Raw genomic sequence first — 23,179 nt, 5'->3', positions numbered from 1 at the left:
CAAGGTAGAGGTAGAGGTAGAGGAACAGGTCCACCTCGCCGGCGGGTCCTGCGCCGCGCGCGGTGCGACGTCGCCCGCGGTGTCGTAACGTCACGTCAGTCGCACAGGGCTGCCACTTGCGCCTTCATCAGTCCCCCCGTGGCCAGCGGGATGGGCGGCTCCTTCTTCAGGTCCGCACCGAGGTCGTAGACGTTGACGGCGAGGACCAGCTGTCGCTCACCGTCGGCGGTGGTGAGGGACACGCTCATGAAGCCGGGTCCGGCGCCGTCGGTCTCCCAGGCACTGATCGGCTTGGTGTCCGGCTCCGATGCGCATGACACGTCCTCGCGCTGCACGCCCAGTCCGTACGCCGGCTTGCCGGGGAACTGCACCGTGGTCAGGAGTTCGCGCTGTTGGGCGGGGCGCAGCAGCTTGCCGGTGAACAGGGCCCGGTGGAAACGGGCCAGGTCGTCGACCGTGGAGATCATGGCGCCGGCGGTCCAGTCGTACGACGGGCTGAATCGGGTCACGTCCCGTCCCTTGAGGTCGTACCCGTGCAGATGAGGGCCGTGAATGGCCGGGTCGGTCAGCGGGAAGGAGGTGTCCTTCAGGCCGAGCGGGGCGAGAATCCGCTGATGGATCTCGGAGGGCGCGCTGTGACGTGTGACCGCCTCGATCACCAGACCGGCGAGCAGGTAGTTGGTGTTGGAGTACGCCCAGTCGCCGCCGGGCGCGAACAGCGGCTCGTGCCGGACGGCGCGGGCGATCACCTCCCGCGGGGTGTAGACGTAACCCCATTCGTGGCGCTCCAGGTAGGGGGCGAAGAACTCCGGCTCGGTGGCGGGGTCGTAGATCCCCGAGGTGTGGTTGAGCAATTGCCGGATGGTGATGGCCGCGCCGTCGTTGCCGTTTCCCTGGACCACGCCGGGCAGCCACTTCTCCACGCTGTCGTCGAGCGAGAGCCGTCCTTCGCCCTCCAGTTGCAGAAGCACCGTCGACACGAACGACTTGGTGTTACTGGCGGCCCGGAACCGGTGGTCCGGCCGGGCGTGCTCGCCGCTCGCCTTGTTCGCGAGCCCGGCCGCCGTCCGTGACTCCCGCTCTCCGCGCCTGGCATACGCCACGGCACCCGGGAAGCCGTCCGCGACTGCCTGCTCCAGGGCCTCCTGGAGAGCGGCGGGCGGTGAGGCCGGCGCCCGCTCCGCCGCAGCCGCCGGGCAGATCCCCGATACCGCCACCATGCAGACTCCCGCCCACAGCGCCGCGGCCCGTGCACGTGCTATCACCGTTCTTGCTCCTGCCTCTGTTGCCCGTACCGTTCGAGTCCAGCGTGCCGGGCCGCCGCACCCGTCGCCCAGCCTGCTGACACCCGGGTTGATACGGGGGCTGTCCCCACCCCACACCGTCCTGCCCCTCGCCAGGTCTGTGCCTGGCGAGGTCCTGACCAAGGTTGCCGAAGCTCGGGCGGGGCTCGTAAGAGCGCGTCATCCCGACGAACCGCAGAAGAGGCGACAAGGCGTCGATGGCGTGCCCGTACGAAGCATGCCCGTGGCCGTAGTTGACGACTGAGCGTAGAGAACTCAAGGATCACGCGGACTCATGCCGGCTGGTGCCCGCCCCGCCTCTCGGACGCCTGAGGCCGGTCGGTCCTGGTTCGCGCGAGCGTGTTGCGAGTGGCGTGTTCGCGGCGGCTCAGTCCGGCACCGCGCCGCCGCGCCCGGTCCGTGGGAGCCGCCAGCGCCGGTGGGGCGCCTGTCCTCGGTGGCTCTCGCCGACGAAGTCGTCGGAGCGGGCGGAGGATCCGGCGATGTCGGCCAGATCCTCGGCCAGGGTCTCGGACAGTTCGGCGTCGAGGTCGTTCCCCAGCCCCTCCGATCCCCATCGGACGACCAGCTGCGCGGCCTCGCTCAGGCCCTCCTCCGTGGCGTCGGGGTAGAGCATGCCGAGCATGGACCGCGCGATCTCAACGGCGCTTCGGTTCTGGGACATTGCGAATCCTCGTTCCCCTCGGTGTGCCACGGCGGCCGGGTCCGCTCATCGCCCGGCTCGCAGGCCGGTCATCGTCCGGGCTCCCGGACCGGTCATCGTCCGGATCACGGACCGGGTCGCCTGGCATCGCAGACCGGGCACTCGCCGATCGTCCCGAGCAGGCGAAGGATGATCCGGCAGAAGCTCTCCGCGGCCCGTACCGTCTCGACCCTGCCCAGATTGGCGTACTCGGACGTGCGCATCACCGCCGCCACGGCCACCTCCCAGTGGTCCTGGGCGGTCCGCCAGTCGTTCTTGTGGGCCTGCCGGACGAAGCACTCAAGGAAGTGCACGTCGCCGGGGGTCGCGTGGAATCCGCTGCCGAGCCACGTGATCGCGACGGGTGGCCGGAGCCGGTCCCCCAAGGTGCGCTTGCCGAAGGGCGAACTCGTGGTCAGACCCTTCGAGTTCGCGATGCGGGTCGCGATGACATGGCCGGCGAGGCCACCGATCAGCGCCGGTGCGACGAGCCAGCCGATGATCGACACGACCCAGCTGGCGAACGGGACCGGGCTGCCCGCGTCGGGCAGGTTCCCGGTGAGCACCTTGTAGGTGTCACTCCACCCCTGGGTGACTCCCGCGGCAACGTAGCTGGCCGCCATGACCAGCAGGAACACGGCGAAGTCGATGAACCACTGGGTGAGGCCCGCCAGCGCCTTGCGTGACCTGAACACCCGCCGCAGACGGTCGCCCCGCGACTCGGACGGAGGGGGCGTCAGGGCGGCGGGCGGCGGCGGCCAGAGCATGGATGTGTGGGTTCCCGTCCGTGCGGTCGACCTCCACCCGACGCTGCGGCCTGGCGAGCGAGCGGGTGTCGGTCTGCGTCATCGGATCACTCATGCTGCCAACGCCCTCCCGGCCGGGCGCCGGATTCCCACCGGGCGTGACGGATTCGTTAGCTCCGCCGGCCGTCCGGCCCGCCGCGGGCACGGCTCTGCGCCCGACCCCCGCTGACTGGGGGCCGGGCGCAGAGGTGTGTGAGTGCCGCCGGGGTCAGCCGGCTGCCGGGACGGCGGCCGCCAGGCCGTTCGCCCAGAGGGAGTTGACGCGGGTCTTCTCCCGGGAGTTGGGGTACGCGTTGGTGCAGGAGGTGCCGGGGCCGCCACCGGACATCAGCTCGCTGCACGGGCCGGAGTAGTGGTCGGGCAGACCGAGCACGTGGCCGGTCTCGTGGGCGATGACGCGGGTGGAGTCGTACTTCTCGTTCTGGCTGTAGTCGAGGAAGATGTAGCCGCCGCCGTGGCCGTCGGTGCTGGCGTACGAGCCGCTCTCGTCGTTGCCCTCGTAGTAGCGGAAGTCGGCGTTGCTGCCGGCGCGGAGCTGGACGTTGCGCACGGAGCTGTTCCAGATCTGCGCACTGCGGGCTATCTCGCCGGCGAAGGACGGTGCGGAGCTCGGGTCGTAGGTGACGGTGACGGCCTTGAGGAAGGGCGTCGCCTCCTGCTTGGCCAGGGCGGACTTCATCACGGCCTCGTAGAAGGCCTCGTTGTTGGCCTGCTCGGCGGCCGAGCCCTCGTACGAGCTGGCCACGTACCCCTGCCGGGGAGCAGCGGTGGTGGCAGCGGACGCGGGCACGGCAGCGGCACCGGCCGCGAGGACCAGTCCGAGGGCAGCCGAGAGCACGGTCATGGAACGGTTCATGTGGGGGACTCCGATTCGCGAGTTCCGCAGCCGTTGGGGCGACTTCGGAACCGGATTGAACTGTTGAACACAGAGCTTCATCCAGCGCGGCGGCCGGGCGGATGATGTCAACCGGCGATAGCCCCGCCCAATAGCCCCGATGACAGGGCGTCCCGGCAGTCTCACCCTCTGACATGTCCCTGGCGACAGCGCTGTGCCGTGGTTATGCTCCGAAGGTGGAGCTCGACGTGAGACACCTCCGCGTGCTGTGCGCGATCGCGGACACCGGCAGTGTGCGCAAGGCCGCACTGCGGCTCGGCATGACCCAGCCGTCCCTCACCACCCAGCTGCACCGCATCGAACGCTCCATCGGGGGGCGGCTGTTCACCCGTGAGCGGACCGGCAGCCGGCCCACCGCGCTCGGCCACTCGGTGCTGTCCCGGGCCCGGCCGATCATCACCGAGATGGCCGCGCTGGTCAGCGCGGCCCGCCAGGAGGCGGCCGGCGCCGAGAAGCGGCGGCTGCGGATCGGCAGCGTGGGCAGCCGCGCGGTGGCCGCCTGGCTGCGCCGGGTCCACGACCGGTTACCCGAGACCGACACCACCATCCACATCGACATCTCGGCCAACGCCCTGCTGCGGATGGTCGCGGACGACCAGCTCGACGTCGCCCTCGTGCACGAGAGCGAGGGCTTCCCGCTGCGGGTGCCGCAGGAGGCGGAGCAGCGCGTACTGGTGGCCCGCGAGCCGCAGTTCGTCGCGCTGTCCGTGGGGCATCCGGCCGCCGCGCTGCCGGAGGTGCGGCTCGCCGACCTCGCGCACGACACCTGGATGGTGGACCCGAGCGCCGACCACGAGTACGCGGCGATGCGCCGGATGTTCACCGAGGCCGGGCTCAACCCGCGCGTGGTGCAGGTCCGCGACAACGTGACGGCCGCCGAGCTGGTCGCCTCCGGGGAGGCCGTCCGCCCCTGCCAGCCCACCTCGCTGGCCGGGCCCGGCACGGTGGTGCGGCCCGTCCAGGGCGACCCGCTCGCGGTACGGCTGCTGCTGGCCTGGCGTTCCAGCGCCCTGAGCGCCCCGGCACTGGACGCCCTGTACGGCGATCTCCGCGCCGCCTACATCGGCCTGGCCCGGGTCAACCCCACGTACCTCGCCTGGCTGCGGCGGCACCGCAGCACCCTTCAGCACCTGCTCGGCCCGCCGCTGCCCCTGCCGTCGACGGACCTCGTGCCGGACCTCGACCTCATGGCCGACCTCGACCTCGTGCCGGATCTCCCGCGCGACGTACCGCGCGAACTGCCGCCGGACCTCGCCCCGGAGCCTTCGCGCCCGGGCGGGCCGTACCCGGGCGTGCCGTACCCCGGCATCCCGTGCCCGGGCCCCGCGCCGCTCGGGCTCAGGGTGCCCGAGTCCGTCGGGACGCGTTCCTACCGGCGGCCCTCGCGCGCGTGAAGGGCGACGCCCAGCGCGACGGTCAGCGCGCTCACCAGGCCCGCGGCCAGTACGCCGTCGTCACCGAACGCCGTGCAGGCCAGCACCACCACGGCGGCGGCCGGCGCCAGCACCTGCGCGACGCCGCTCTTGGTGTGCCGGGAGTGCAGCAACCAGACGGTGAAGAGATAGACGGCGGTCGGGACGGTCACCGTGGCGGTGGCGGCGGTCGCCGAGATGTGGGCGTTGCCGACGGCGTGTTCGACGGCGACCTCCAGACCGGCCCCGATCGCGGCGGCCGAGCCGTACACCAGGTAGTGGCCGTAACCCCACAGGAATGCCTGGCGGTTGGAGCGCAGATGCTCGTGCACCGAGCGGGCGAAGTAGATCCACCAGGCCGAGAAGCAGATCAGCAGACCGCCGGCCGCGAGCGGGATCAGCTCGGACAGCGCCCGGTGCTCGTCGACCGCCGACTGTACGGCGATGGTCGCGGCGGACACCGTCTCGCCGAGCACGATCAGGGTGAACAGGCCGTAGCGCTCGGCGATGTGGTGCGGGTGCCAGGTGGTCTGGGTGCGCAGCTCGGCGATGACCGGCACCGAGAGCTCGGCCAGCACCCCGAGCGGGATCACGTCCGGCCGGGTGCTCTCCGGCAGGGTGAGCACCACGACCCAGCCGATCTGGCAGAGCGTGATGCCGACCGCGTAGCGCAGCGCGACCGTCCGGGCCTGGCCGCTCTCGCCGGCGGCGGCGCGCAGCCACTGGGTGACCATGGCCAGGCGCATCACCACGTAGCCGATGACCGAGAGCGTGAGGTCGTGGTCGGCGAACATCCGGGGCACCCCGGCGGCGAGGATCAGCACGCCGGCGATCTGCACCAGTGTGGTGACCCGGTAGGGCACGTCGTCGCAGTCGTAGGCGGAGGCGAACCAGGTGAAGTTCATCCACGCCCACCAGATGGCGAAGAAGGCCAGCAGGTAGCCGGTCAGGCCGGCGGCGAGGTGGCTCTCGGCGAGGTCGTGCGCCAGTTCGCGGCCCGCCTGGGCGACGGCGACCACGAAGCAGAGGTCGAAGAAGAGTTCCAGCGGGGTCGCCACGCGGTGCGGTTCGTCCCGGCTGCGCGGCACCATCGGCCGCACCGGACGCGAGTCGTCGTAGGCCAGGTCCGCCGGGCTGGACGAGCCGGACGGGCGGGGCTGCTGGGGCGGGTGGGATGCGGCGGACTCGCTGGCCATGGCCTCGCCTTCGGGACGGATGCTGTCTCGGGTGATCCTGGCAGCGCGCGGGCCTCGGCGCACGCACCGCTGCGGCACGCCGGATCTCCCCGTTTCGACCGTTTTGCCGTACCGTCAGCCATAGTTGACGGAACGGTGCGCGAACCGGGTGACAGCTCGACCGGATCCGGGCGCGCCCCGCGCCGGAAGTCCTGTGCACGCCGATCGCCCGCTAGATTCGTCACCGATTGGAATCAAGTGGAACGACGACACGGGCGGCCTGCGGGCAACGCGGAAGGTCAAGGCCGGCGGCGGGACAAGGGGGGTGGCGCAATGCCGACCCCTCCGTGCCCACGCCCCGGCCTCGTGATCACCGCGCTGCTCGCCAGCGCCTTCGCCCGTGCGTTCGCCTTCGCCCGCGCCCGCAACTACGCCCGTGCCCGCGCCTGCCGCCCTACTTCTCCCAGCCGACCTTCGCGTAGTCCAGGCTGGCCAGCCCGAAGGCACCGTCGTTGGCCAGTCCCTTGCGCACCGCCAGCACCGTCGGGCGCTGGTAGAGCTCGACGGTGTGGCCGAGCTCCCAGATCTTGGCGTCGGCCTGGTTGTAGAGCTTGGCGGCCTCCACCGGATCCACCGAGCCGGCGGCCTTCTGCAACAGTGCGTCGATCTCGGCGCTGCCCAGCTTGGAGAAGTTGCCGAACACGTTGTCGCCCTGCGGGAGCCTGAAGTTCAGCAGGCTGCTGGAGAGCGGGAAGGAGTCGGTGTTGCGCCAGCTGGCGATGTCGAACTTGCCGGTGTTGACGTACTTGGTGAAGAAGTCGTTACCGGCCACCTTGTCGATGACGACCTTCACGCCGGCCGCCAGCCACATCGACTGGGCGGCCGTGGCGAGGTCGACCTGGGCCTGCGGGGCGGCGTCGTTGAACACCCAGTGCAGTTCCAGCGGCTGGCCGTCCTTGGTGCGCGGCTGGCCGGCGCCGGCGTCCTTCCATCCGGCGTCCTCCAGCAGCTTCTTCGCCGCCCCGAGGTCGAACCTGCCCCAGTCCCCCGAGTTGTCCTGGTAGCCCGTCTGGTTGGGCATGTAGATGTGGTTGCCGAGCAGCTTGAACTCGATCGGCACCCCGTTGTTTGCGATCTTGATCAGTGACTGCCGGTCCAGTGCCCGCCCCAGCGCCTGGCGCACCTTCTGGTCGGCCAGCGCGCCGCCCCCGCCGAACGACACGTGTACCTCGTCCCATGGGCTGGCGGCCCGGATCACCGTGTCCTTGGCGTCCTTGAGCTGGCCGTACGCCGTCGCGGTGCCGGCGGTGGCCTCGTCGATCTCGTTGTTGAGGTAGGCCTGGGTGGTGGCGGACTGGGACATCACCCGGAACGTGATCCGGTCCAGCTTGGCCTTCTGCCCCCACCAGTTGGGGTCGGGCACCAGGGTGATGGTCTGCGCCGTCTTGTCCGCCGTGCCGATCTTCAGCGGGCCGGCCGTGATCGGGATCTTCTCTACCCAGCCCTGGTTGAAGTCCTCCGGGGTGGCGATGCCGGCCGCCGGGATCAGCGGGCGGAACAGGTTCTGCCAGTCCGCGTACGGCTGCGAGAAGGTCACCTTGACCTCGCCCTGGTCCGCGCCCTGCTCGACCGCGGAGATCAGCTCGTAGCCGGCGGAGTCGGCGATGTTGTAGGCCGGGTCCTTGCCGTTGCTGGCCTGCCAGTCGGCCTTGAAGTCCAGGTAGCTCAGCGGCTTGCCGTCGGACCACTTGGCCTTGGGGTTGAGCTTGTAGGTGATCACCTGGGGCGAGGTGGAGGTGACCTTGGCGTCGAGCAGGTAGTCGGAGACCGGGCGGAAGGTGCCGGTGGCGTCCACGGAGAACAGGCTGGGCTCCACCGCCCGCATGATCTCCACGCCGTCCCCGTAGCGCCCGTCGACCTGGAACGGGTTCCACTGGGTGATCCACTGGTAGAGCGGGAAGCGCACCTCGCCGCCGTCCTTGATCTGCTCCAACGGCTTGGCGTTGATGTCCTGGGAGTCCTGTCTCGGCGCCTCGCTCTTGACCACGTTGTCGGCCGACCCACCGCTGCCCGAGGTGCAGGCGGTCGCCGCCAGGGCCACGGCGATGGCGGTCGCGGCCACCCGACTGAAGCGGCGGGCGGTGGTGGATGCGTCCATGAGGGATCTCCTCAGCGAGTTTCGACGAGTTGCGTGCCGCCAGGTGTGGCGACACTTGAGCGTGGGCAGCCAAGTCGGTGCCGGCCAGCCGAACGTAACAGCGGATCAGGAGGAGTACCAGAGGACCGACAGCAGCCCTGATCCGATCGACACGGGCCGCAACACCGCCGCAACACCGCGGCCGTGGAGCGGTGCAAGACTCTGCCCTGCGGCTTGCCCCACCAGGGTCGGCCGCACCCGAAGCACTGCCCGAAGCCGCCTCGGCCACCCCGACGCACCGCTTTGAACCGCCTCGACCACCCCCACCGAGCGAAGGCCGGATCGCCATGCCCACCAGGCACCCGAACAACACCCCCGCCCCCGGCGGCGGCTGATGATCCGCTACCTGGCGAAGCGCCTGAGCTACTACGCGGTGCTGCTGGTCGCCGCCGTCTTCCTGGCCTACGCGCTCTCCTGCGCCGCCCTCCAGCCGCGCGCCTACTTCGAGTCCAAGGTGCCCAGGCCCGCACCCGCCTCCGTCGACCGCCAGCTCACCGCGCTCAACATCAACGACCACACCCCGGTCGTCGAACGCTTCGGTCACTGGGCGGGCGGCCTCCTGCTGCGCGGCGACCTCGGCCGCACCATCCACGACACCCCGGTGAACGAGGACTTCGGCCGCCGGATCTGGGTCTCGCTGCGCCTGCTGCTGATCGGAAGCCTGCTCGGCATGGCGCTCGGCGTCGCCGCCGGCGCCTGGAGCGCCGTCAAGCAGTACCGGATCTCCGACCGGGCGCTGACGGTCCTCTCCTTCGTCCTGCTCTCCACCCCCGTCTTCCTGGTGGCGCTCTTCCTCAAGAACGGCGCCATCGCCGCCAAGGACATCGCCGGCCACGAGGTCGTCCCCTTCACCGGGTACGAGACCCCCGGCCTGACCGGCGGCCTCGGCGCCCACCTCGGCGACTGGGCGCTGCACCTGCTGCTGCCCACCCTGTCGCTCGCCCTCGGCGGCCTGGCCACGTACAGCCGCTACCAGCGCGGCACCATGCTGGACGTGCTCGGCTCCGACTACCTGCGCACCGCCGAGGCCAAGGGCCTGACCCGCAACCGCGCGCTGCTCAAGCACGGGCTGCGGACGGCCGTCATCCCGATGTCGACGATGTTCGCCTACAGCTTCCTGGGCATCTTCACCGGCGCGGCCTTCACCGAGACCATCTTCGGCTGGCACGGGATGGGCGAGTGGTTCATCCAGTCGATCAACGAGCAGGACGTCAACGCGGTGGTCGCGGTCAACCTGTTCGCGGCGGTGGTGGTGCTCGCCTCCGGCTTCCTCGCGGACACCCTGCACGCCGCCCTGGACCCCCGGGTGCGCCACTGATGACCGACGCCGGAAGTGCCATGACCAGTCCGATCGCCGAGCCCGCGGGGATACCCGCCACACCCACCACACCCGACTCACCCGACGCATCCGCCGACAGCCCGGTCGCCGGGCGTGCCCGACTGGTGCTCGCCCGGCTGCTCGCCACGCGCTGGGCGCTGGCCGGGGCGGCCATCGTCCTGCTGCTGTTCGCACTCGCCTTCGGCGGCCAGTACCTGACGCCCTGGGACTACGCCACGCCCGACTACACCGCGCTGCGCCAACCGCCGTCCGCCGCACACTGGTTCGGCACCAACGGGGTCGGCCAGGACGTCTTCGCGCAGACCGTCCGCGGCCTCCAGAAGTCGCTGGTGATCGGCCTGCTGGTGGCGCTGTTCTCCACCGTGCTGGCCTCGCTGGTCGGCGCCTGCGCCGGGTACTTCGGCGGCTGGACGGACCGCCTGCTGATGTTCCTGGTGGACCTGATGCTGGTGTTCCCCAGCTTCCTGATCATCACCATCATCTCGCCCAAGCTCAGGGGCGCCGGGTGGATCGCCTTCGTCGCGCTGCTCGCGCTGTTCAACTGGATGATCACCGCTAGGGTCGTCCGCTCGATGACGATCTCGCTCAGGGACCTGGAGTTCGTCCGGGCCGCCCGCTTCATGGGCGTACGGCCGCTGCGGATCATCCTGCGGCACATCCTGCCGAACGTCGCCTCCTTCCTGATCATCGACGCGACCATCGCCGTCGGCGGGGCGGTGATGAGCGAGACGGCGCTCTCCTACTTCGGCTTCGGCGTCCGCGCCCCCGACGTCTCACTCGGCACCCTGCTCGCCGCCGGGACGTCCGAGGCCCCGGTCTTCCCCTGGCTGTTCTACTTCGCGGCGGGGCTGCTGGTGCTGTTCGTGCTCGCCGTCAACCTGATCGGGGACGGGCTGCGCGACGCGCTCGACCCCACCTCCGAGTCCGCCCGGCCCGCCGAGCCGTCCCGGCCGCCCCGGCGGGCCCGGTTCACCGCACTGTCCCGCCGCAACGACCGGGGAACGACATGAGCACCGCCCTCGACACCGAACCCGACGCCGGCCTCGCCGCCGACCTCCTGACGGTCCGGGACCTGCGCGTCGACTTCACCGCCGCCCGCGGGCGCAGCGTCGTCCCCGCCGTCCGGGGCGTCGACCTCACCCTGCGACGCGGCGAGACCCTCGGCATCGTCGGCGAGTCCGGCTCGGGCAAGTCCGTCACCGCGCTCGCCGTCCTCGGCCTGCTGCCCGGCACCGCCCGCGTCCAGGGCTCGGTGCGGCTGGAGGGGCGCGAGCTGGTCGGCCTGCCGGGCCGCGAACTGGCCCGGATCCGCGGCAGCCGGGTCGCGATGGTCTTCCAGGATCCGCTGTCCGCCTTCACCCCCGTCTACCGGATCGGCGAGCAGATCGTCGAAGCCCTGCGCATCCACCAGCACCTCGACCGGCCCGCCGCCCGCAGGCGCGCCGCCGAACTCCTCGACCTGGTCGGCATCCCCGGGCCCGAACGCGCCCTGGACAGCTTCCCGCACGAGTTCTCCGGCGGCATGCGCCAGCGCGCGATGATCGCCATGGCGATCGCCAACGACCCCGACATCCTGCTCGCGGACGAGCCCACCACCGCGCTCGACGTCACCATCCAGGCCCAGGTACTGGAGGTCCTGCGCACCGCGCAGCGGGAGACCGGCGCCGCCCTCGTCCTGGTCAGCCACGACCTCGGGGTGATCGCCGGGATGGCCGACCGGGTCGCCGTGATGTACGCGGGCCGGGTGGTCGAAACCGCCGCCGTGGACGAGCTGTTCAGCGCGCCCCGGCACCCGTACACGCTCGGGCTGATCGGCGCCGTCCCCCGGCTGGACGGCCGGGGCGGGCCGCTGGTACCGATCCCCGGCGCCCCCGCGCCGATGGCCGGCCTGCCCGCCGGCTGCCCGTTCGCCGAGCGCTGCCCGCTCGCGGAGGACCGCTGCCGCACCACCGAGCCCGCGCTGAGCGGCCCGGACACCCACCTCGCCGCCTGCGTACGCTCGGCCGAGCTGGCCGAACGCCGGCCCGCACCGGCCGAGGTCTACCCCGTCCCACCGATGCCCGGCACCCCACCGCGCGCTCCCCGCGCGGAGCGCGCGCCCGTCCTGAAGGTCAGCGGACTGACCAAGACCTTCCCGGTGCTCAAGGGAGCCGTGCTCAAGCGCAAGGTCGGCGAGCTCTACGCGGTGGACGGCGTGGAGCTGGACATCCGCCAGGGCGAGACCCTCGGGCTGGTCGGCGAATCCGGCTCCGGGAAGTCGACCACCCTCTTCGAGCTGCTCAACCTGGCCAGGCCCGAAGCCGGACGGATCGAGATCCTCGGGCAGGACACCGCCGGGCTCTCCCGGGCCGCCGCCCAGCGGCTGCGCTCGGAGCTCCAGATCGTCTTCCAGGACCCGATGGCCAGCCTCGACCCCCGGATGCCGGTCGGCGACGTGATCGCCGAACCGCTGCGCGCCCAGCAGGCGCCGCGCGAGCTGATCACCCGCCGGATACCCGAGCTGCTGCGGCAGGTCGGGCTCGACCCGGCGCACGCCACCCGCTACCCGCACCAGTTCTCCGGCGGACAGCGCCAGCGCATCTCGATCGCCCGCGCCCTCGCCGTCCAGCCGCAGCTGCTCGTCCTGGACGAGCCGGTCTCGGCGCTGGACGTCTCCATCCAGGCCGGGGTGCTCAACCTGCTCCAGCGGCTCAAGGCCGAACTCGGCCTCGCCTACCTGTTCGTGTCGCACGACCTGTCGGTCATCCGGCACCTCGCCGACCGGGTCAGCGTGATGTACCTCGGGCGGACGGTCGAGCAGGGCGAGGTGTCCGCCGTCTTCGACCACCCGCGCCACCCCTACACCCGGGCGCTGCTCTCCGCCGTGCCGCTGCCCGACCCGGCGGCCGAGCGCACCCGCACCCGCGTCCTGCTGGCCGGCGACCCGCCGTCCCCCACCGAACGCCGCACCGGCTGCGCCTTCCGCACCCGCTGCCCCGTCCACGCCCTGCTCGATCCCGGGCGGCGCACCCGCTGCGCCGAGCAGGCCCCGCCGCTGGCCGCACCCGCCGACGCCCCGCTCGCCTACCACGCCGCCGCCTGTCACTACCCCGAGCCGGCCTGACCACGCCCGTCGCGCCGGGCGGCGCGGGCCGGGCGCCCGGAGTGGCAAGTCGGCCGGTCCGACTTCCCACTCCGGCCCGGCCACGGTGACCCACCGTGGCCGGGCCGCTGCGATTCGGCGGATCGGCGCACTGCGTGTAATGTCTTCCGCGTCAGCAGGCGCCGCTAGCTCAGTTGGTTAGAGCAGCTGACTCTTAATCAGCGGGTCCGGGGTTCGAGTCCCTGGCGGCGCACAGACAACCGAGAGGCCCTTCGCGAAAGCGGAGGGCCTCTCGGCGTTCCCAGCACGACCGGCGGCCCGGCACACTGAAGCCCCGTGCCGGATGCGCCGGCCAGGACAGGAGACGCCGATGGCCCGCCGCCCGCTCCCCGAGGAGCTGCTGCTCCTGTGCGCCGACCCCCGGACCGGGCGGATCAGACAGCCGCTCAACTTCCACCGGGTGATCGCCGGCGCTGTGCTGGCCGAGCTGCTGGTCCGCGGCGCGATCACGGTGGAGAAGCGGCACATCACCGGGTTCCAGCCGCTCGGCGCGAGCGATCCGGCGGGCGCCGCCGTGCTGGCCAGGCTGAGCGACTCGGGCAAGCGGCGCCGGGGGGCCGGGCTCGACGCCACCGTGCGCCGGACGTCGTTCAAGGCGGCGGACGGCTACCTCGATTCGCTGGTCACCCAGGGGCTGGTCACCGTGGAGTCGCGCCGGCTGCTCGGGTTCCTCCCCTACCGCCGGTTCGTCTCGACGTCACCGGAGACGGTGCGGGAGATCGGCGCCCGGGTCCGGGCGGCCGCGCTGACCCCGCCCGGCGGCGCGGCGGACGCGCGGGACCGCCAGCTGGCCGGGCTGATCGCCGCCGGCCGGCTGGAGCGGCGGGTCCTCCCCGGCCCGGAGGGTGCGCCGGCCCGGCGCGCGGTCCGGGTCCTGATGCGGGAACTGCCGATCGCCGCCGCCGTCCGACGCGTACTGAACTCGGACTCGGCCGACGGCTCCTCGGGCTGAACCGGCCCCCGGCACAGCGCGGCGCCCGGGCTCAGCCGGCGTCCAGGACCGCCGCGGCGACGGCGTCCGGGCGGTCGTACATCAGCAGGTGCCCGGACGGGGCGGCCGTACGGAACTCGGCACCGAGCGTGGCGGCCAGGTCGCTCTGGCGTGCCAGCCAGTGGCGGGTGTGGCGCGAGCCCCGGCCGCGGTCGGCCGCCAGGACCAGGGCCGGTACGTCCGGCAGTGGCGCCGCGCGGCGCACTTCGGCCAGGTCGGCGGCCAGGTCCAGGTAGCGGCCGTTCTCCCGGAGCATCGCACCCAGGACGCGGCCGGTGCGGTAGCAGCGGCGCACCAGGGCGTCGGGGGCGAGGTCCTTGCGGCGGACGGTGGTGACCCGGGCGGTCAGCCGCCGCGCGGTTGGCCCGAGCAGGTACGGCACACCGAGCGCGGTGGCGGACGCGGCGACCGTACGGGCCGCCCGGTCGCGCAGCGCCGGGGCCGGGCGGGGCCTGGGGGCGGGCTCGGTGCTGCCGTCCACCAGGACGAGGCCGGCCGTACGGTCGGGGTACAGCCGGGCGAAGGCCTCCACGTAGAAGCCGGCCAGCGAGTGACCGACCACCGTGCAGGGGCCGGGCAGGCCCAGGGCGTCCAGCACCCGGCGGATCCGTTCGGCCTCCCCGGCCAGGGTGGGCGCGGTGGGCGAGGGAGCGCTGAGGCCGTAGCCGGGGCGGTCGAAGCGGACCACGGTGCGGTACGGGGCCAGCAGCGGGAGGACCGGGTCCCAGTCGAACCAGCTGCTGCCGAGACCGCCGCTGAGCACGCAGACCGGCCCGCGGCCCTCGCGGCGCACATGGACCGGTCGCCCGTCGATCCGGACGAACGCCGCCGTCGTTGCGGTGGGGAGACTGGACACCAGCCCACCCTAATCGCCACTCATCGGACATATCACCCGCGCGCCGACGGCCCATGCCCCGACTTCCGCCGGGACCGTGTATTGTTCTCCGGGTCAGCAGGCGCCGCTAGCTCAGTTGGTTAGAGCAGCTGACTCTTAATCAGCGGGTCCGGGGTTCGAGTCCCTGGCGGCGCACAGACAACCGAGAGGCCCTTCGCGAAAGCGGAGGGCCTCTCGGCGTTCCCGGGCAGCGGTGGCCCGGCCCGCGCGAGCCCCGGCCAGGCCCGGTCGACCCCCGGTGTGACGCAATCGATCGGTAAACGGGACAAAGGTCCCTAACGTCTGACGAATCCACCTGTGCAGGCTGGCACGATCCGCCCGTAGGAAAGGCCCGCCGCGTTGCCACGTATCACTGTGAGGAAGACCGGTACCCGAGGCAGGCGGCGACCCCGGCGCACCGGCCGGCGCCGGCTGGTGCCCACCTGGCGGCTGACCCTGCTCGGCCTCGCCGCCTCGACGCTGCTCGGCGTGGGGCTGTTCGCCCTGGGCATCGCCCTGGTGCAGGTGCCCGACGCCCACGCCTCCGCGACCGCGCAGAGCAACACCTGGCTCTACCAGGACGGCTCCGTACTCGCCAGGACCGGTCAGACCAACCGCCAGAACGTCGGCCTCGACAAGGTCTCCCCCGCCGCGCAGCACGCCGCACTGGCCGCCGAGGACCGCGACTTCTACCACGAGGGCGCCGTCAACGTGCCGGGCCTGATCCGGGCCGCCGTGAACACCGCCAAGGGCCAGGGCACCCAGGGCGGCTCCACGATCACCCAGCAGTACGTGAAGAACACCTACCTGACCCAGAAGCAGAGCATCAGCCGCAAGGTGAAGGAACTCTTCATAGCGATCAAGGTGGACGCCACCGAGACCAAGGACGACGTCCTGGCGGGCTACCTCAACACCTCGTACTACGGCCGCGGCGCGTACGGCATCCAGGCCGCGGCCCAGGCGTACTTCGGCGTGGACGCGGCGGCACTGACCCCGGCGCAGGGTGCCTACCTCGCGACGCTGCTCAACGCGCCGAGCGCCTACGACGTCGCCACCGCGACCCCGGCGGGCAAGCAGAACGCCCTGAACCGCTGGAACTACGTGCTCGACGGGATGGTCCGGAAGGGCTGGCTCTCCGCCGCCGACCGGGCGAACGTCACCTTCCCCGCGGTCAAGGCCGCCCAGGCCGCCCCCGGCCTCGGCGGGCAGGCGGGCTACCTGGTGAACGCGGCCACCGACTACCTCACCTCGCACCGGATCATCAGCGAGGCCGAGCTCGCCGCCGGCGGCTACACGATCAGGCTGACCATCGACCCCGCGCGCGAGCGGGACCTCCAGGACGCCGTACAGAAGCAGCTCACCGACAACCTCGACCCGCAGCGGCGCAAGCAGGACGCCAACGCGCAGGCCGGCGCCGTCTCGATCGACCCGAAGAGCGGCGCGGTGGTCGCGCTGTACGGCGGCACCGACTACACCGGGCACTACGTCAGCAACGCCACCCGCCGGGACTACCAGGCCGGCTCCACCTTCAAGGCGATCGCGCTGGCGGCGGCGCTGGACGGCCGGGCGAAGACCCAGTCCGGGCAGGTCGTCACCCCGCGCACCGTCTACGACGGCACCAGCGGGCGCAAGGTCAAGGGCGGCACCGGCGTGCCGTACGACCCGCCGAACGAGGGCCGCAGGAACTACGGCCAGATCACCCTCCAGCAGGCCACCGACTGGTCGGTGAACTCCGTCTTCGCCCAGCTCGGCCAGGACACCGGGCTGGCGAAGGTCCGGGACACGGCCGTCGCGCTCGGGATGCCCGCCGACACCCCCGGGCTGGACGCCCACCCGTCGATCGTGCTGGGTTCCTCCACCCCGAGCGCCCTGGACCTGGCCGGGGTCTACGCCACGCTGGACAACGGCGGCCGGCAGACCGACCCCTGGCTGGTGCAGTCGCTGGAGCACGCGGGCGAGCAGGTCCCGCTGCCCGCGCCGAAGGCCACCCGGGCGATCGGTGAGCAGAGCGCCAAGCAGGTCACCGCGATGCTGCGCGGTGTCATCGACGACCCGGGCGGCACCGGTTTCCGGGCCAAGGGGCTGGGCCGGCCGGCCGCCGGCAAGACCGGCACCACCGACGACCAGAAGTCGGTCTGGTTCGTCGGCTACACACCGGAGCTGGTCACCTCGGTGGCGCTGTTCGGACAGGATCCGGCCACCGGCGCGCAGGTCAGCCTGAGCGGTACCGGCGGTGTGAACGGCGCGGCCGGCGGGCAGTACCCGGCGCAGATCTGGACGGCGTACATGAAGGCCGCCCTGTTCGGGAAGCCGGTGGCGGCGTTCGACACCCGCGGCGCACTGTCCGCCGGGGACAGCGGCACGCCCGACGCGGCGAGCCCCACCGCCGGCCCCTCGGCGCCGGCGGCCGAGCCCGCGGGCGCGTCCCCGAGTGCGGCCGCGCCCGGCGACGGGTCGGGTACCGGCTCGGGCTCCGGCGCCTGGCCGGGCTCGCACGGCGGCCGGCGCTCCACCCCCTCCACCGGCGCCGGTGCCGGTGCGGGCGGTACGGGCGGTCCGTCCGCGCCGGCCGGCGGCGGGGCCTCCTCCTCGGCGCCCGGCACGGCCGGCGGCTCACCGGCGCCCACCGCCCAGCCCACCCGCTCACCCGCGGCGACGGCCACCGGAAGCGGCTCGACCACGCCGCCCACCGGCCCGCCGGTCACCGCCCCGAACGACGCCGCCCTCCCGTAGGCAGCCCCCCCGGACGGCGGGCCGGGGGGCTGCGGGGGCGGCGGGTCCAGCCGGTGCGTACAAACGTGCAGCAGTGAAATCCAAGATGGCACCTTACGTTCCGGCCGGACCTGCTGACAGAATGCGCAAATGCACACGTCCCACCCGCTCGCCCGCGGCAGGTCACTGGGCCTGACCCTCGCGCTGGTCTCCGCCATCGCCTTCGGCGGCTCCGGCACGGCCGCCAAGCCCCTGATCGAGGCGGGACTCTCGCCCCTGCACGTGGTCTGGCTCCGGGTGACCGGCGCCGCCGTGGTGCTGCTGCCGCTCGCCTACAAGCACCGGGCCGCCGTACTGCAGCGGCCCGGGCTGCTGCTGGGCTTCGGGCTGCTCGCCGTGGCCGGTGTCCAGGCGTGCTACTTCGCGGCGATCTCCCGGATCCCGGTGGGCGTCGCCCTGCTGATCGAGTACCTCGGGCCGCCGCTGCTGATCGCCTACGTGAAGTTCGTCCAGCGGCGCCCTATCACCCGGGGCGCGGCGATCGGCGCGGCCGTCGCCGTGGCCGGGCTCGCCTGCGTGGTCGAGGTCTGGAACGGGCTGAGCTTCGACGCGCTCGGCGTCCTGTTCGCGCTCGGCGCCGCCTGCTGCCAGGTCGGCTACTTCGTCCTGGCCGACGCGGGCAGCCGCGGCGAGCGGCCGGTGGACCCGATCGCGGTCAGCGCGTACGGCCTGCTGGTCGGCGCGGTGCTGCTGACCGCCTTCACCCGCCCCTGGGACGCCGACTGGGGCCTGCTCGGCCACCGGGTGACGCTGGCAGGGCACTCGGTGCCCGCGCTGCTGCCCGCGGCCTGGATGGTGCTGGTCGCCACCGTGCTCGCGTACCTGACCGGCGTGATCGCCGTGCAGCACCTGTCGCCGCCGGTGGCCGGCGTGGTGGCCAACCTGGAGGCCGTGGTCGCCACCGTGCTGGCCTGGATCCTCCTCGGCGAGCACCTCGGCGCCCCGCAGCTGGCCGGCGGCCTGCTCGTACTGGCCGGCGCCTTCGCCGCCCAGATCAGCAAGCCCGCCCCGGAGGACGCGCGCCCGGCGGCCGCCGCCGCGCCGACGCCGTCACCGGCCGATGCCGTGCCACTCGCCGGAGCCACCGCCCTCAGCGTCCGCACCGGCCGCGGCGGCGGCAGCGAGGACTGACCCGGACCCGAAGCGGGAGGGGCGGAGCGGGAAGTCGGCCGATCCGACCTCCCGCTCCGCCCCTCCCTCGTCTCCGGTCCCTCGTCTCCGGTCCGGGTGCTCCGGTCAGCGGCCCGTCCAGCCGAACCAGTCGAGGTGCGGGACCGGCCAGACCACGGCCGCGACGGGGCCGACCACGTTGTCCACCGGTACCGCTCCGCCACCGGGTTCGCGCTGGTGGTAGCGGGAGTCGGCGGAGGCGCTGCGGTGGTCGCCCTCGACCCAGATCGACCCCTTGGGCACCGTCACCGGGCCGAAGTCCATCCCGGCGCAGGAGTCGTCCCCCGGGTGCAGGTACGGCTCGGCGACCTTCTTGCCGTCGACCGTCAGGGTCGTCCCCGAGCACTGGACGTGCTGGCCGGCGGTCGCGATGACGCGCTTCACCAGGTAGTTGTCGTCCCTCGGCGGCGCCACGCCGATGAAGCTCAGCACCTGCCCGGCGGCGTTGGTGACGGGGTTGCCGTCGACCGCCTTGGGCGGCAGCCAGTCACCGGGATCCTTGAACACCACCGGCTCGCCGGCCCTGGGCTCCCAGCCGAGCAGCGGTGCCGTCTTGTTGACGGCCACCCGGTCGTCGATCCGCAGGGTGTTCTCCATCGACCCGGAGGGGATGGTGAAGACCTGGAACAGGCAGGTCTTGATCCCCAGCGCGATCAGCAGGCCCACCGCGACCATCGCCGGCAGCTCGATCCACCACGGCCGCCGACGCGCCCTGCCCCGGCGGCCCCGGCGCCGACGGCCGCCCGCGCGGCGCGAGGCGCGGGTGGAGCCGGGCACGTCGGAGCCGGGTGCGGGGAACGGTGCGGCCGGGCCGCCGGTGGGGGTCTCGCTCATCGCAGGCGCCCCCGGACAGCCGCCGTCCGTCGCTGCCGCCCGCTCTGCTGCCGCCTGCCTGCCATCGCCGCACCGCCTCTCCCAGGAGACTGCACGCTAACGCCAAGGGTGAAGGGTCACGAAATCAGACATTTAGCTGCATCCGACGCGCGAACGCCGCAGCGCGGCCGTCCGAACGCCGTCCGAAGGCCGTCCGAAGGCCGCGTGACCTGTGTCCGCCCGGGTCCGCCCGGGTCAGGAGCGGGCGATGGCCTCGTGGTGGCGGATGACCTCGGCGATGATGAAGGTGAGGAACTTCTCGGCGAACACCGGGTCCAGGTGAGCACCGGCCGCCAGCTCCCGCAGCCGCTTGATCTGGTCCCGCTCGCGCGCCGGATCGGCGGCCGGGAGCTTGTGCTCGGCCTTGAGCCGGCCCACCCGCTGGGTCGCCTTGAAGCGCTCGGCCAGCATGTGGACGACGGCGGCGTCGATGTTGTCGATGCTCTCGCGCAGGCTGGTCAGCTCGGCCCGGACGGCGTCGTCGATCTCCACGCTCGGCCCGGTGGCCTGGCCGGCGGCGTCGGGGGTCGTGGGCTGGTCCGTCATCGGGGCGGCTCCGGGGCTGTCGGGCGGGATGGCACCCGGCCGACCTGTGGCCGGGCCCGGGCCCGGGCAAATGTAACAGGGCGGCCGGGGCGAACTCCCATCGTCAGGCCCGTCCGTCCGCGATCCGGACACTCCGGCGGACAGTCGCCGGCAGGAGGCCCGCCGGCGCGGAGCCTGCCCGTAGGCTGGTGCGCGGCATGGCCGGAAGTGACGAATCAGCACTCCCCTCACTACTGGAGGTACCGATCGTGGCAACCACCCGCACCGCACGCACCGCTTGGGAAGGCAACCTGCTGGAGGGCAGCGGCACAGTCACCCTCGCCTCCTCCGGCATCGGCGAGTACCCGGTGTCCTGGCCGGCCCGCGCCGAGCAGCCGAACGGCAAGACGAGCCCCGAGGAACTCATCGCGGCCGCGCACTCCGCCTGCTTCTCGATGGCGCTCTCGCACGGCCTGGCCGGCGCGGGCAACCCGCCCACCAAGCTCGACACCCAGGCGGACGTGACGTTCCAGCCGGGCACCGGCATCACCGGCATCCACCTGACCGTCACCGGCCAGGTCCCGGGTCTGGACGAGGCCGCCTTCGTCAAGGCCGCCGAGGACGCCAAGGCCAACTGCCCGGTCAGCCAGGCGCTCACCGGCACCACCATCACCCTGACGGCCAAGCTCGCCTGACGCCTGGCCAGACCGTGCGCTCCCCGACTCCGGCTCGGGGAGCGCACGCGCGGCGCACGCGCCCCTGCCGCGCGGGTGTGATGTAGACCCGGGGCGCCCCGCACGTACCACCACAGTTGACCCGAAAGCAGGGCGAATCACTCTCGCGGCGGTCACCGCCGGATGTGTGGGCGCTTTATGATCGGCCAGTGCCCTTCTCTTCACGCGAGCGTCCCACCGGGACGCCGCGCACCGAGCTCCGGGGGCCTGGACAGAGTGCGGGAAGCCGGCCCCGCAGCACCTGACGGTCGGCCGGATCAGCGTCAGCAACGGACGGGAGCGTGCCGTGCCGGGCCAGAACGAGGGGGCCGACGCACACCACCAAGGCGTGCGGCACGAGGGGTTGCCGCACCACCCGGGGGCCGGCGGAGCCACGAGCGTCGACCGGCCGTACCGGACGTACAGCCAGCAGACCCTGGGCGGCGCCCGCGCCGCGCCCGCGCTCTGCCCGTCCTGCTCCACCCCGCTGGGCGGCGACACCGACGGCCTGCTCGCGGCGCTGCGCGCCAGCGAGTCCCGGTTCCGGGCCGCCTTCGCGGACGCGGGCATCGGCATGGCCCTGATCGACTCCGGCGACCGGATCATCGAGGCCAACCCGGCCTTCGCCGCCATGATCGGCCGCGAGGTCTCCGACCTGGTCCGCACCCACATCCACGACATCATCGACCCGGAGGACACCCCCCGCCGGCTGTACCGCGAGCTGGTCCGCGGCGAGCGGGACCGGCTGCGGGTCGAGAAGCAGCTCAAGCACCGCGAGGGGCGGACGGTGTGGAGCAACGTCACCATCTCGCTGATCCGCGACGGCTCGGGCCGGCCGATGTACACCCTCGCGATGGTCGAGGACATCACCGAGCAGCGGCGCCTGGGGGACCGCCTCGAGTACCAGGCCCTGCACGATCCGCTGACCCGGCTGCCGAACCGGACCTTCTTCTTCGAGCGGCTGGACGCCACCTGGCTCGCCACCGGCACCGGCTCCCTGCTGGACGGGCGGGCCCCGGCCGGCCCGCTGGACGGCCCGCCGCCGGTGCGCCGGGTCGGGCTCTGCTACGTCGACCTCGACGGCTTCGCCGCGATCAACGAGACGCTCGGCCACCACATCGGCGACCAGCTGCTGGTGGCCGTCGCCGCCCGGCTGGAGCGCGAGTTCTCCGGCGGCGAGGGCCGGCTGGTGGCCCGGCTCGGCGGGGACGAGTTCGCCGTCCTGGTGACGGACAGCGAGGGCAGTCAGCAGCTCACCGCACTGGCCGCCCGGCTGATCGCCGCGCTGGAGCACCCCTTCGACGTGGCCGGGCACCAGTTGGTGGTCACCGCCAGCGTGGGCGTGGTCGAGCGGCCGGTGGACGAGACCACCCCGGCCGACCTGGTCAAGGACGCCGACGCCACGCTCTACTGGTCCAAGGCCGACGGCCGGGCCCGCTGGACGCTCTACGACCCGGACCGCGGCGCCCACCAGCTCACCCGCCAGCTGCTGTCCACCGCACTGCGGCCGGCCCTGGAACGCGGCGAGTTCACCGTGGAGTACCAGCCGCTGGTGGGCCTGGCCGACGGCCTGGTGCACGGCGCGGAGGCGCTGGTGCGCTGGCGCCACCCCCGGTACGGCACCCTCTCGCCGGACCGCTTCATCCCGCTCGCCGAGGAGTCCGGGGCGATCGTCCCGCTCGGCAAGTGGGTGCTGGAGGAGTCGTGCCGTCAGGCCCGGCGCTGGCTGGCCGAGTTCCCCGACAACGAGACCTTCGTCAGCGTCAACCTGGCGGCCCGCCAGATCTGGGACTCGGATGTCGTCGCCGATGTCGCCCAGGCGCTGGAGCGTACCGGGCTGCCGGCCAGACTCCTCCAGCTGGAGATCACCGAGAGTGCGGTGCTCGGCCCTGGCGGACGGCCGCTCCAGGCCCTCCAGGCGCTGTCCGACATGGGGATCCGGATCGCGATCGACGACTTCGGTACGGGCTACTCCAACCTCGCCTACCTCTCCCGGCTGCCGGTGCACGTGCTCAAGCTGGACGGCACCTTCATCGAGGGCTTTCGCGACCCGGCGCCCGGCGGGCGCCCCGACCCCCGCTCGCGGCGCACCGACGCGGACGAGCAGATCGTCGGCGCGATGGTGCAGCTGGCGCACGCGCTCGGCCTCACCGTCACCGCCGAGGGCATCGAGAACGCCGCCCAGGCGGAGCGCCTGCGGCTCACCGGCTGCGACACCGCACAGGGCTGGTACTTCGCCCGCCCCGGCGCGGCCGAGCTGGTGGCCGCCATACTGCGCGAGGGCCGCGTCCACCCGCACTGACCCGGCG

General features: G+C 72.7%; 18 protein-coding genes and 2 tRNA genes. 11 read left to right on the top strand and 9 right to left on the bottom strand.

Annotated elements, in window-relative coordinates; translation table 11 throughout:
- Positions 1-95: 95 nt before the first annotated feature.
- The 4 genes from ACIBH3_RS16590 to snpA form a co-directional block, all read right to left on the bottom strand.
- The gene (locus ACIBH3_RS16590; protein ID WP_396312672.1) at positions 96-1,220 is read right to left on the bottom strand and encodes a serine hydrolase domain-containing protein; all 1,125 of its coding nucleotides are present in this window, start codon (positions 1,218-1,220) and stop codon (positions 96-98) included.
- A gap of 451 nt (positions 1,221-1,671) precedes the next feature.
- The gene (locus tag ACIBH3_RS16585) at positions 1,672-1,968 is read right to left on the bottom strand and encodes a hypothetical protein (protein WP_396312671.1); all 297 of its coding nucleotides are present in this window, start codon (positions 1,966-1,968) and stop codon (positions 1,672-1,674) included.
- A gap of 104 nt (positions 1,969-2,072) precedes the next feature.
- Positions 2,073-2,681: a DUF6313 family protein gene (locus tag ACIBH3_RS16580; protein WP_396312670.1), complete on the bottom strand. Its 609-nt coding sequence runs from the start codon at positions 2,679-2,681 to the stop codon at positions 2,073-2,075.
- Positions 2,682-3,000: 319 nt separating this feature from the next.
- Positions 3,001-3,648, bottom strand: a complete 648-nt coding sequence (snpA, locus tag ACIBH3_RS16575; RefSeq protein ID WP_396312669.1) for a snapalysin — start codon at positions 3,646-3,648, stop codon at positions 3,001-3,003.
- 227 nt (positions 3,649-3,875) lie between these two features.
- Between snpA and ACIBH3_RS16570 the strand changes: the two genes are divergently transcribed.
- Positions 3,876-5,081 carry a LysR family transcriptional regulator gene (locus tag ACIBH3_RS16570; protein ID WP_396312668.1) on the top strand — a complete coding sequence of 402 codons (1,206 nt, stop codon included), beginning with the start codon at positions 3,876-3,878 and terminating at the stop codon, positions 5,079-5,081.
- On the opposite strand, the gene ACIBH3_RS16565 is transcribed toward ACIBH3_RS16570, so the two are convergent.
- Together ACIBH3_RS16565 and ACIBH3_RS16560 are read right to left on the bottom strand one after the other, a co-directional pair.
- The gene (locus ACIBH3_RS16565; protein WP_396312667.1) at positions 5,057-6,295 is read right to left on the bottom strand and encodes a low temperature requirement protein A; all 1,239 of its coding nucleotides are present in this window, start codon (positions 6,293-6,295) and stop codon (positions 5,057-5,059) included. The genes ACIBH3_RS16570 and ACIBH3_RS16565 overlap by 25 nt on opposite strands.
- A 433-nt stretch (positions 6,296-6,728) precedes the next feature.
- Positions 6,729-8,432: an ABC transporter family substrate-binding protein gene (locus ACIBH3_RS16560; protein ID WP_396312666.1), complete on the bottom strand. Its 1,704-nt coding sequence runs from the start codon at positions 8,430-8,432 to the stop codon at positions 6,729-6,731.
- 373 nt (positions 8,433-8,805) lie between these two features.
- Between ACIBH3_RS16560 and ACIBH3_RS16555 the strand changes: the two genes are divergently transcribed.
- From ACIBH3_RS16555 to ACIBH3_RS16535, 5 genes are all read left to right on the top strand, one after another.
- Positions 8,806-9,789 (top strand): ABC transporter permease, encoded by a 984-nt coding sequence (locus tag ACIBH3_RS16555; RefSeq protein ID WP_396312665.1) that lies wholly within the window; start codon positions 8,806-8,808, stop codon positions 9,787-9,789.
- 20 nt (positions 9,790-9,809) lie between these two features.
- The gene (locus tag ACIBH3_RS16550) at positions 9,810-10,820 is read left to right on the top strand and encodes an ABC transporter permease (RefSeq protein WP_396312664.1); all 1,011 of its coding nucleotides are present in this window, start codon (positions 9,810-9,812) and stop codon (positions 10,818-10,820) included.
- A complete protein-coding gene (locus ACIBH3_RS16545; protein WP_396312663.1) occupies positions 10,817-12,913 on the top strand; it encodes a dipeptide ABC transporter ATP-binding protein in 2,097 nt (698 codons plus the stop codon). Before ACIBH3_RS16550 ends, ACIBH3_RS16545 begins: the two co-directional genes overlap by 4 nt.
- Positions 12,914-13,071: 158 nt before the next feature.
- Positions 13,072-13,145, top strand: a tRNA-Lys gene (locus ACIBH3_RS16540).
- Positions 13,146-13,262: 117 nt separating this feature from the next.
- Complete coding sequence (locus ACIBH3_RS16535) at positions 13,263-13,904, top strand: GPP34 family phosphoprotein (protein ID WP_396312662.1); 642 nt, start codon at positions 13,263-13,265, stop codon at positions 13,902-13,904.
- A 31-nt stretch (positions 13,905-13,935) separates the two neighbouring features.
- Here the strand turns inward: ACIBH3_RS16535 and ACIBH3_RS16530 are convergent, their stop codons facing one another.
- The gene (locus ACIBH3_RS16530; protein ID WP_396312661.1) at positions 13,936-14,799 is read right to left on the bottom strand and encodes an alpha/beta fold hydrolase; all 864 of its coding nucleotides are present in this window, start codon (positions 14,797-14,799) and stop codon (positions 13,936-13,938) included.
- A 100-nt stretch (positions 14,800-14,899) separates the two neighbouring features.
- On the opposite strand from ACIBH3_RS16530, the gene ACIBH3_RS16525 reads away from it, so the two are divergent.
- The 3 genes from ACIBH3_RS16525 (at position 14,900) to ACIBH3_RS16515 (ending at position 18,720) form a co-directional block, all read left to right on the top strand.
- A tRNA-Lys gene (locus ACIBH3_RS16525) sits at positions 14,900-14,973 on the top strand.
- A 279-nt stretch (positions 14,974-15,252) separates the two neighbouring features.
- Positions 15,253-17,550, top strand: a complete 2,298-nt coding sequence (locus ACIBH3_RS16520) for a transglycosylase domain-containing protein (protein ID WP_396312660.1) — start codon at positions 15,253-15,255, stop codon at positions 17,548-17,550.
- 129 nt (positions 17,551-17,679) lie between these two features.
- Positions 17,680-18,720: an EamA family transporter gene (locus ACIBH3_RS16515; RefSeq protein WP_396312659.1), complete on the top strand. Its 1,041-nt coding sequence runs from the start codon at positions 17,680-17,682 to the stop codon at positions 18,718-18,720.
- Positions 18,721-18,825: 105 nt separating this feature from the next.
- Here ACIBH3_RS16515 and lepB read toward each other — a convergent pair whose 3' ends face one another.
- Both lepB and ACIBH3_RS16505 read right to left on the bottom strand, forming a co-directional pair.
- Positions 18,826-19,593, bottom strand: coding sequence for a signal peptidase I (gene lepB, locus ACIBH3_RS16510; RefSeq protein WP_396312658.1), 768 nt, complete (start codon positions 19,591-19,593; stop codon positions 18,826-18,828).
- Positions 19,594-19,827: 234 nt separating this feature from the next.
- Entirely contained in the window at positions 19,828-20,178 is a 351-nt protein-coding gene (locus ACIBH3_RS16505) for a chorismate mutase (RefSeq protein WP_396312657.1), read from the bottom strand.
- A gap of 248 nt (positions 20,179-20,426) precedes the next feature.
- On the opposite strand from ACIBH3_RS16505, the gene ACIBH3_RS16500 reads away from it, so the two are divergent.
- Positions 20,427-20,852 (top strand): OsmC family protein, encoded by a 426-nt coding sequence (locus ACIBH3_RS16500; protein WP_396312656.1) that lies wholly within the window; start codon positions 20,427-20,429, stop codon positions 20,850-20,852.
- Positions 20,853-21,177: 325 nt separating this feature from the next.
- Complete coding sequence (locus tag ACIBH3_RS16495; protein ID WP_396312655.1) at positions 21,178-23,172, top strand: putative bifunctional diguanylate cyclase/phosphodiesterase; 1,995 nt, start codon at positions 21,178-21,180, stop codon at positions 23,170-23,172.
- Positions 23,173-23,179: the final 7 nt, after the last annotated feature.

It is taken from the genome of Kitasatospora sp. NPDC050543, from assembly GCF_044457565.1.
Classification (GTDB): Bacteria; Actinomycetota; Actinomycetes; order Streptomycetales; family Streptomycetaceae; genus Kitasatospora.
The sequence above is the reverse complement of the archived record's forward strand: the minus strand, read 5'-3'. Positions and strand labels throughout refer to the sequence as shown.

Excerpts from the sequence above, each read along its gene's own strand:
- ACIBH3_RS16545 (WP_396312663.1), top strand. The coding sequence starts at position 10,817 with ATGAGCACCGCCCTCGACACCGAACCCGACGCCGGCCTCGCCGCCGAC.
- ACIBH3_RS16505 (WP_396312657.1), bottom strand. The coding sequence starts at position 20,178 with ATGACGGACCAGCCCACGACCCCCGACGCCGCCGGCCAGGCCACCGGG.
- ACIBH3_RS16555 (WP_396312665.1), top strand. The coding sequence starts at position 8,806 with ATGATCCGCTACCTGGCGAAGCGCCTGAGCTACTACGCGGTGCTGCTG.
- ACIBH3_RS16590 (WP_396312672.1), bottom strand. The coding sequence starts at position 1,220 with ATGGTGGCGGTATCGGGGATCTGCCCGGCGGCTGCGGCGGAGCGGGCG.
- ACIBH3_RS16515 (WP_396312659.1), top strand. The coding sequence starts at position 17,680 with ATGCACACGTCCCACCCGCTCGCCCGCGGCAGGTCACTGGGCCTGACC.
- ACIBH3_RS16585 (WP_396312671.1), bottom strand. The coding sequence starts at position 1,968 with ATGTCCCAGAACCGAAGCGCCGTTGAGATCGCGCGGTCCATGCTCGGC.
- lepB (WP_396312658.1), bottom strand. The coding sequence starts at position 19,593 with ATGAGCGAGACCCCCACCGGCGGCCCGGCCGCACCGTTCCCCGCACCC.
- snpA (WP_396312669.1), bottom strand. The coding sequence starts at position 3,648 with ATGAACCGTTCCATGACCGTGCTCTCGGCTGCCCTCGGACTGGTCCTC.
- ACIBH3_RS16535 (WP_396312662.1), top strand. The coding sequence starts at position 13,263 with ATGGCCCGCCGCCCGCTCCCCGAGGAGCTGCTGCTCCTGTGCGCCGAC.
- ACIBH3_RS16565 (WP_396312667.1), bottom strand. The coding sequence starts at position 6,295 with ATGGCCAGCGAGTCCGCCGCATCCCACCCGCCCCAGCAGCCCCGCCCG.
- ACIBH3_RS16550 (WP_396312664.1), top strand. The coding sequence starts at position 9,810 with ATGACCAGTCCGATCGCCGAGCCCGCGGGGATACCCGCCACACCCACC.
- ACIBH3_RS16560 (WP_396312666.1), bottom strand. The coding sequence starts at position 8,432 with ATGGACGCATCCACCACCGCCCGCCGCTTCAGTCGGGTGGCCGCGACC.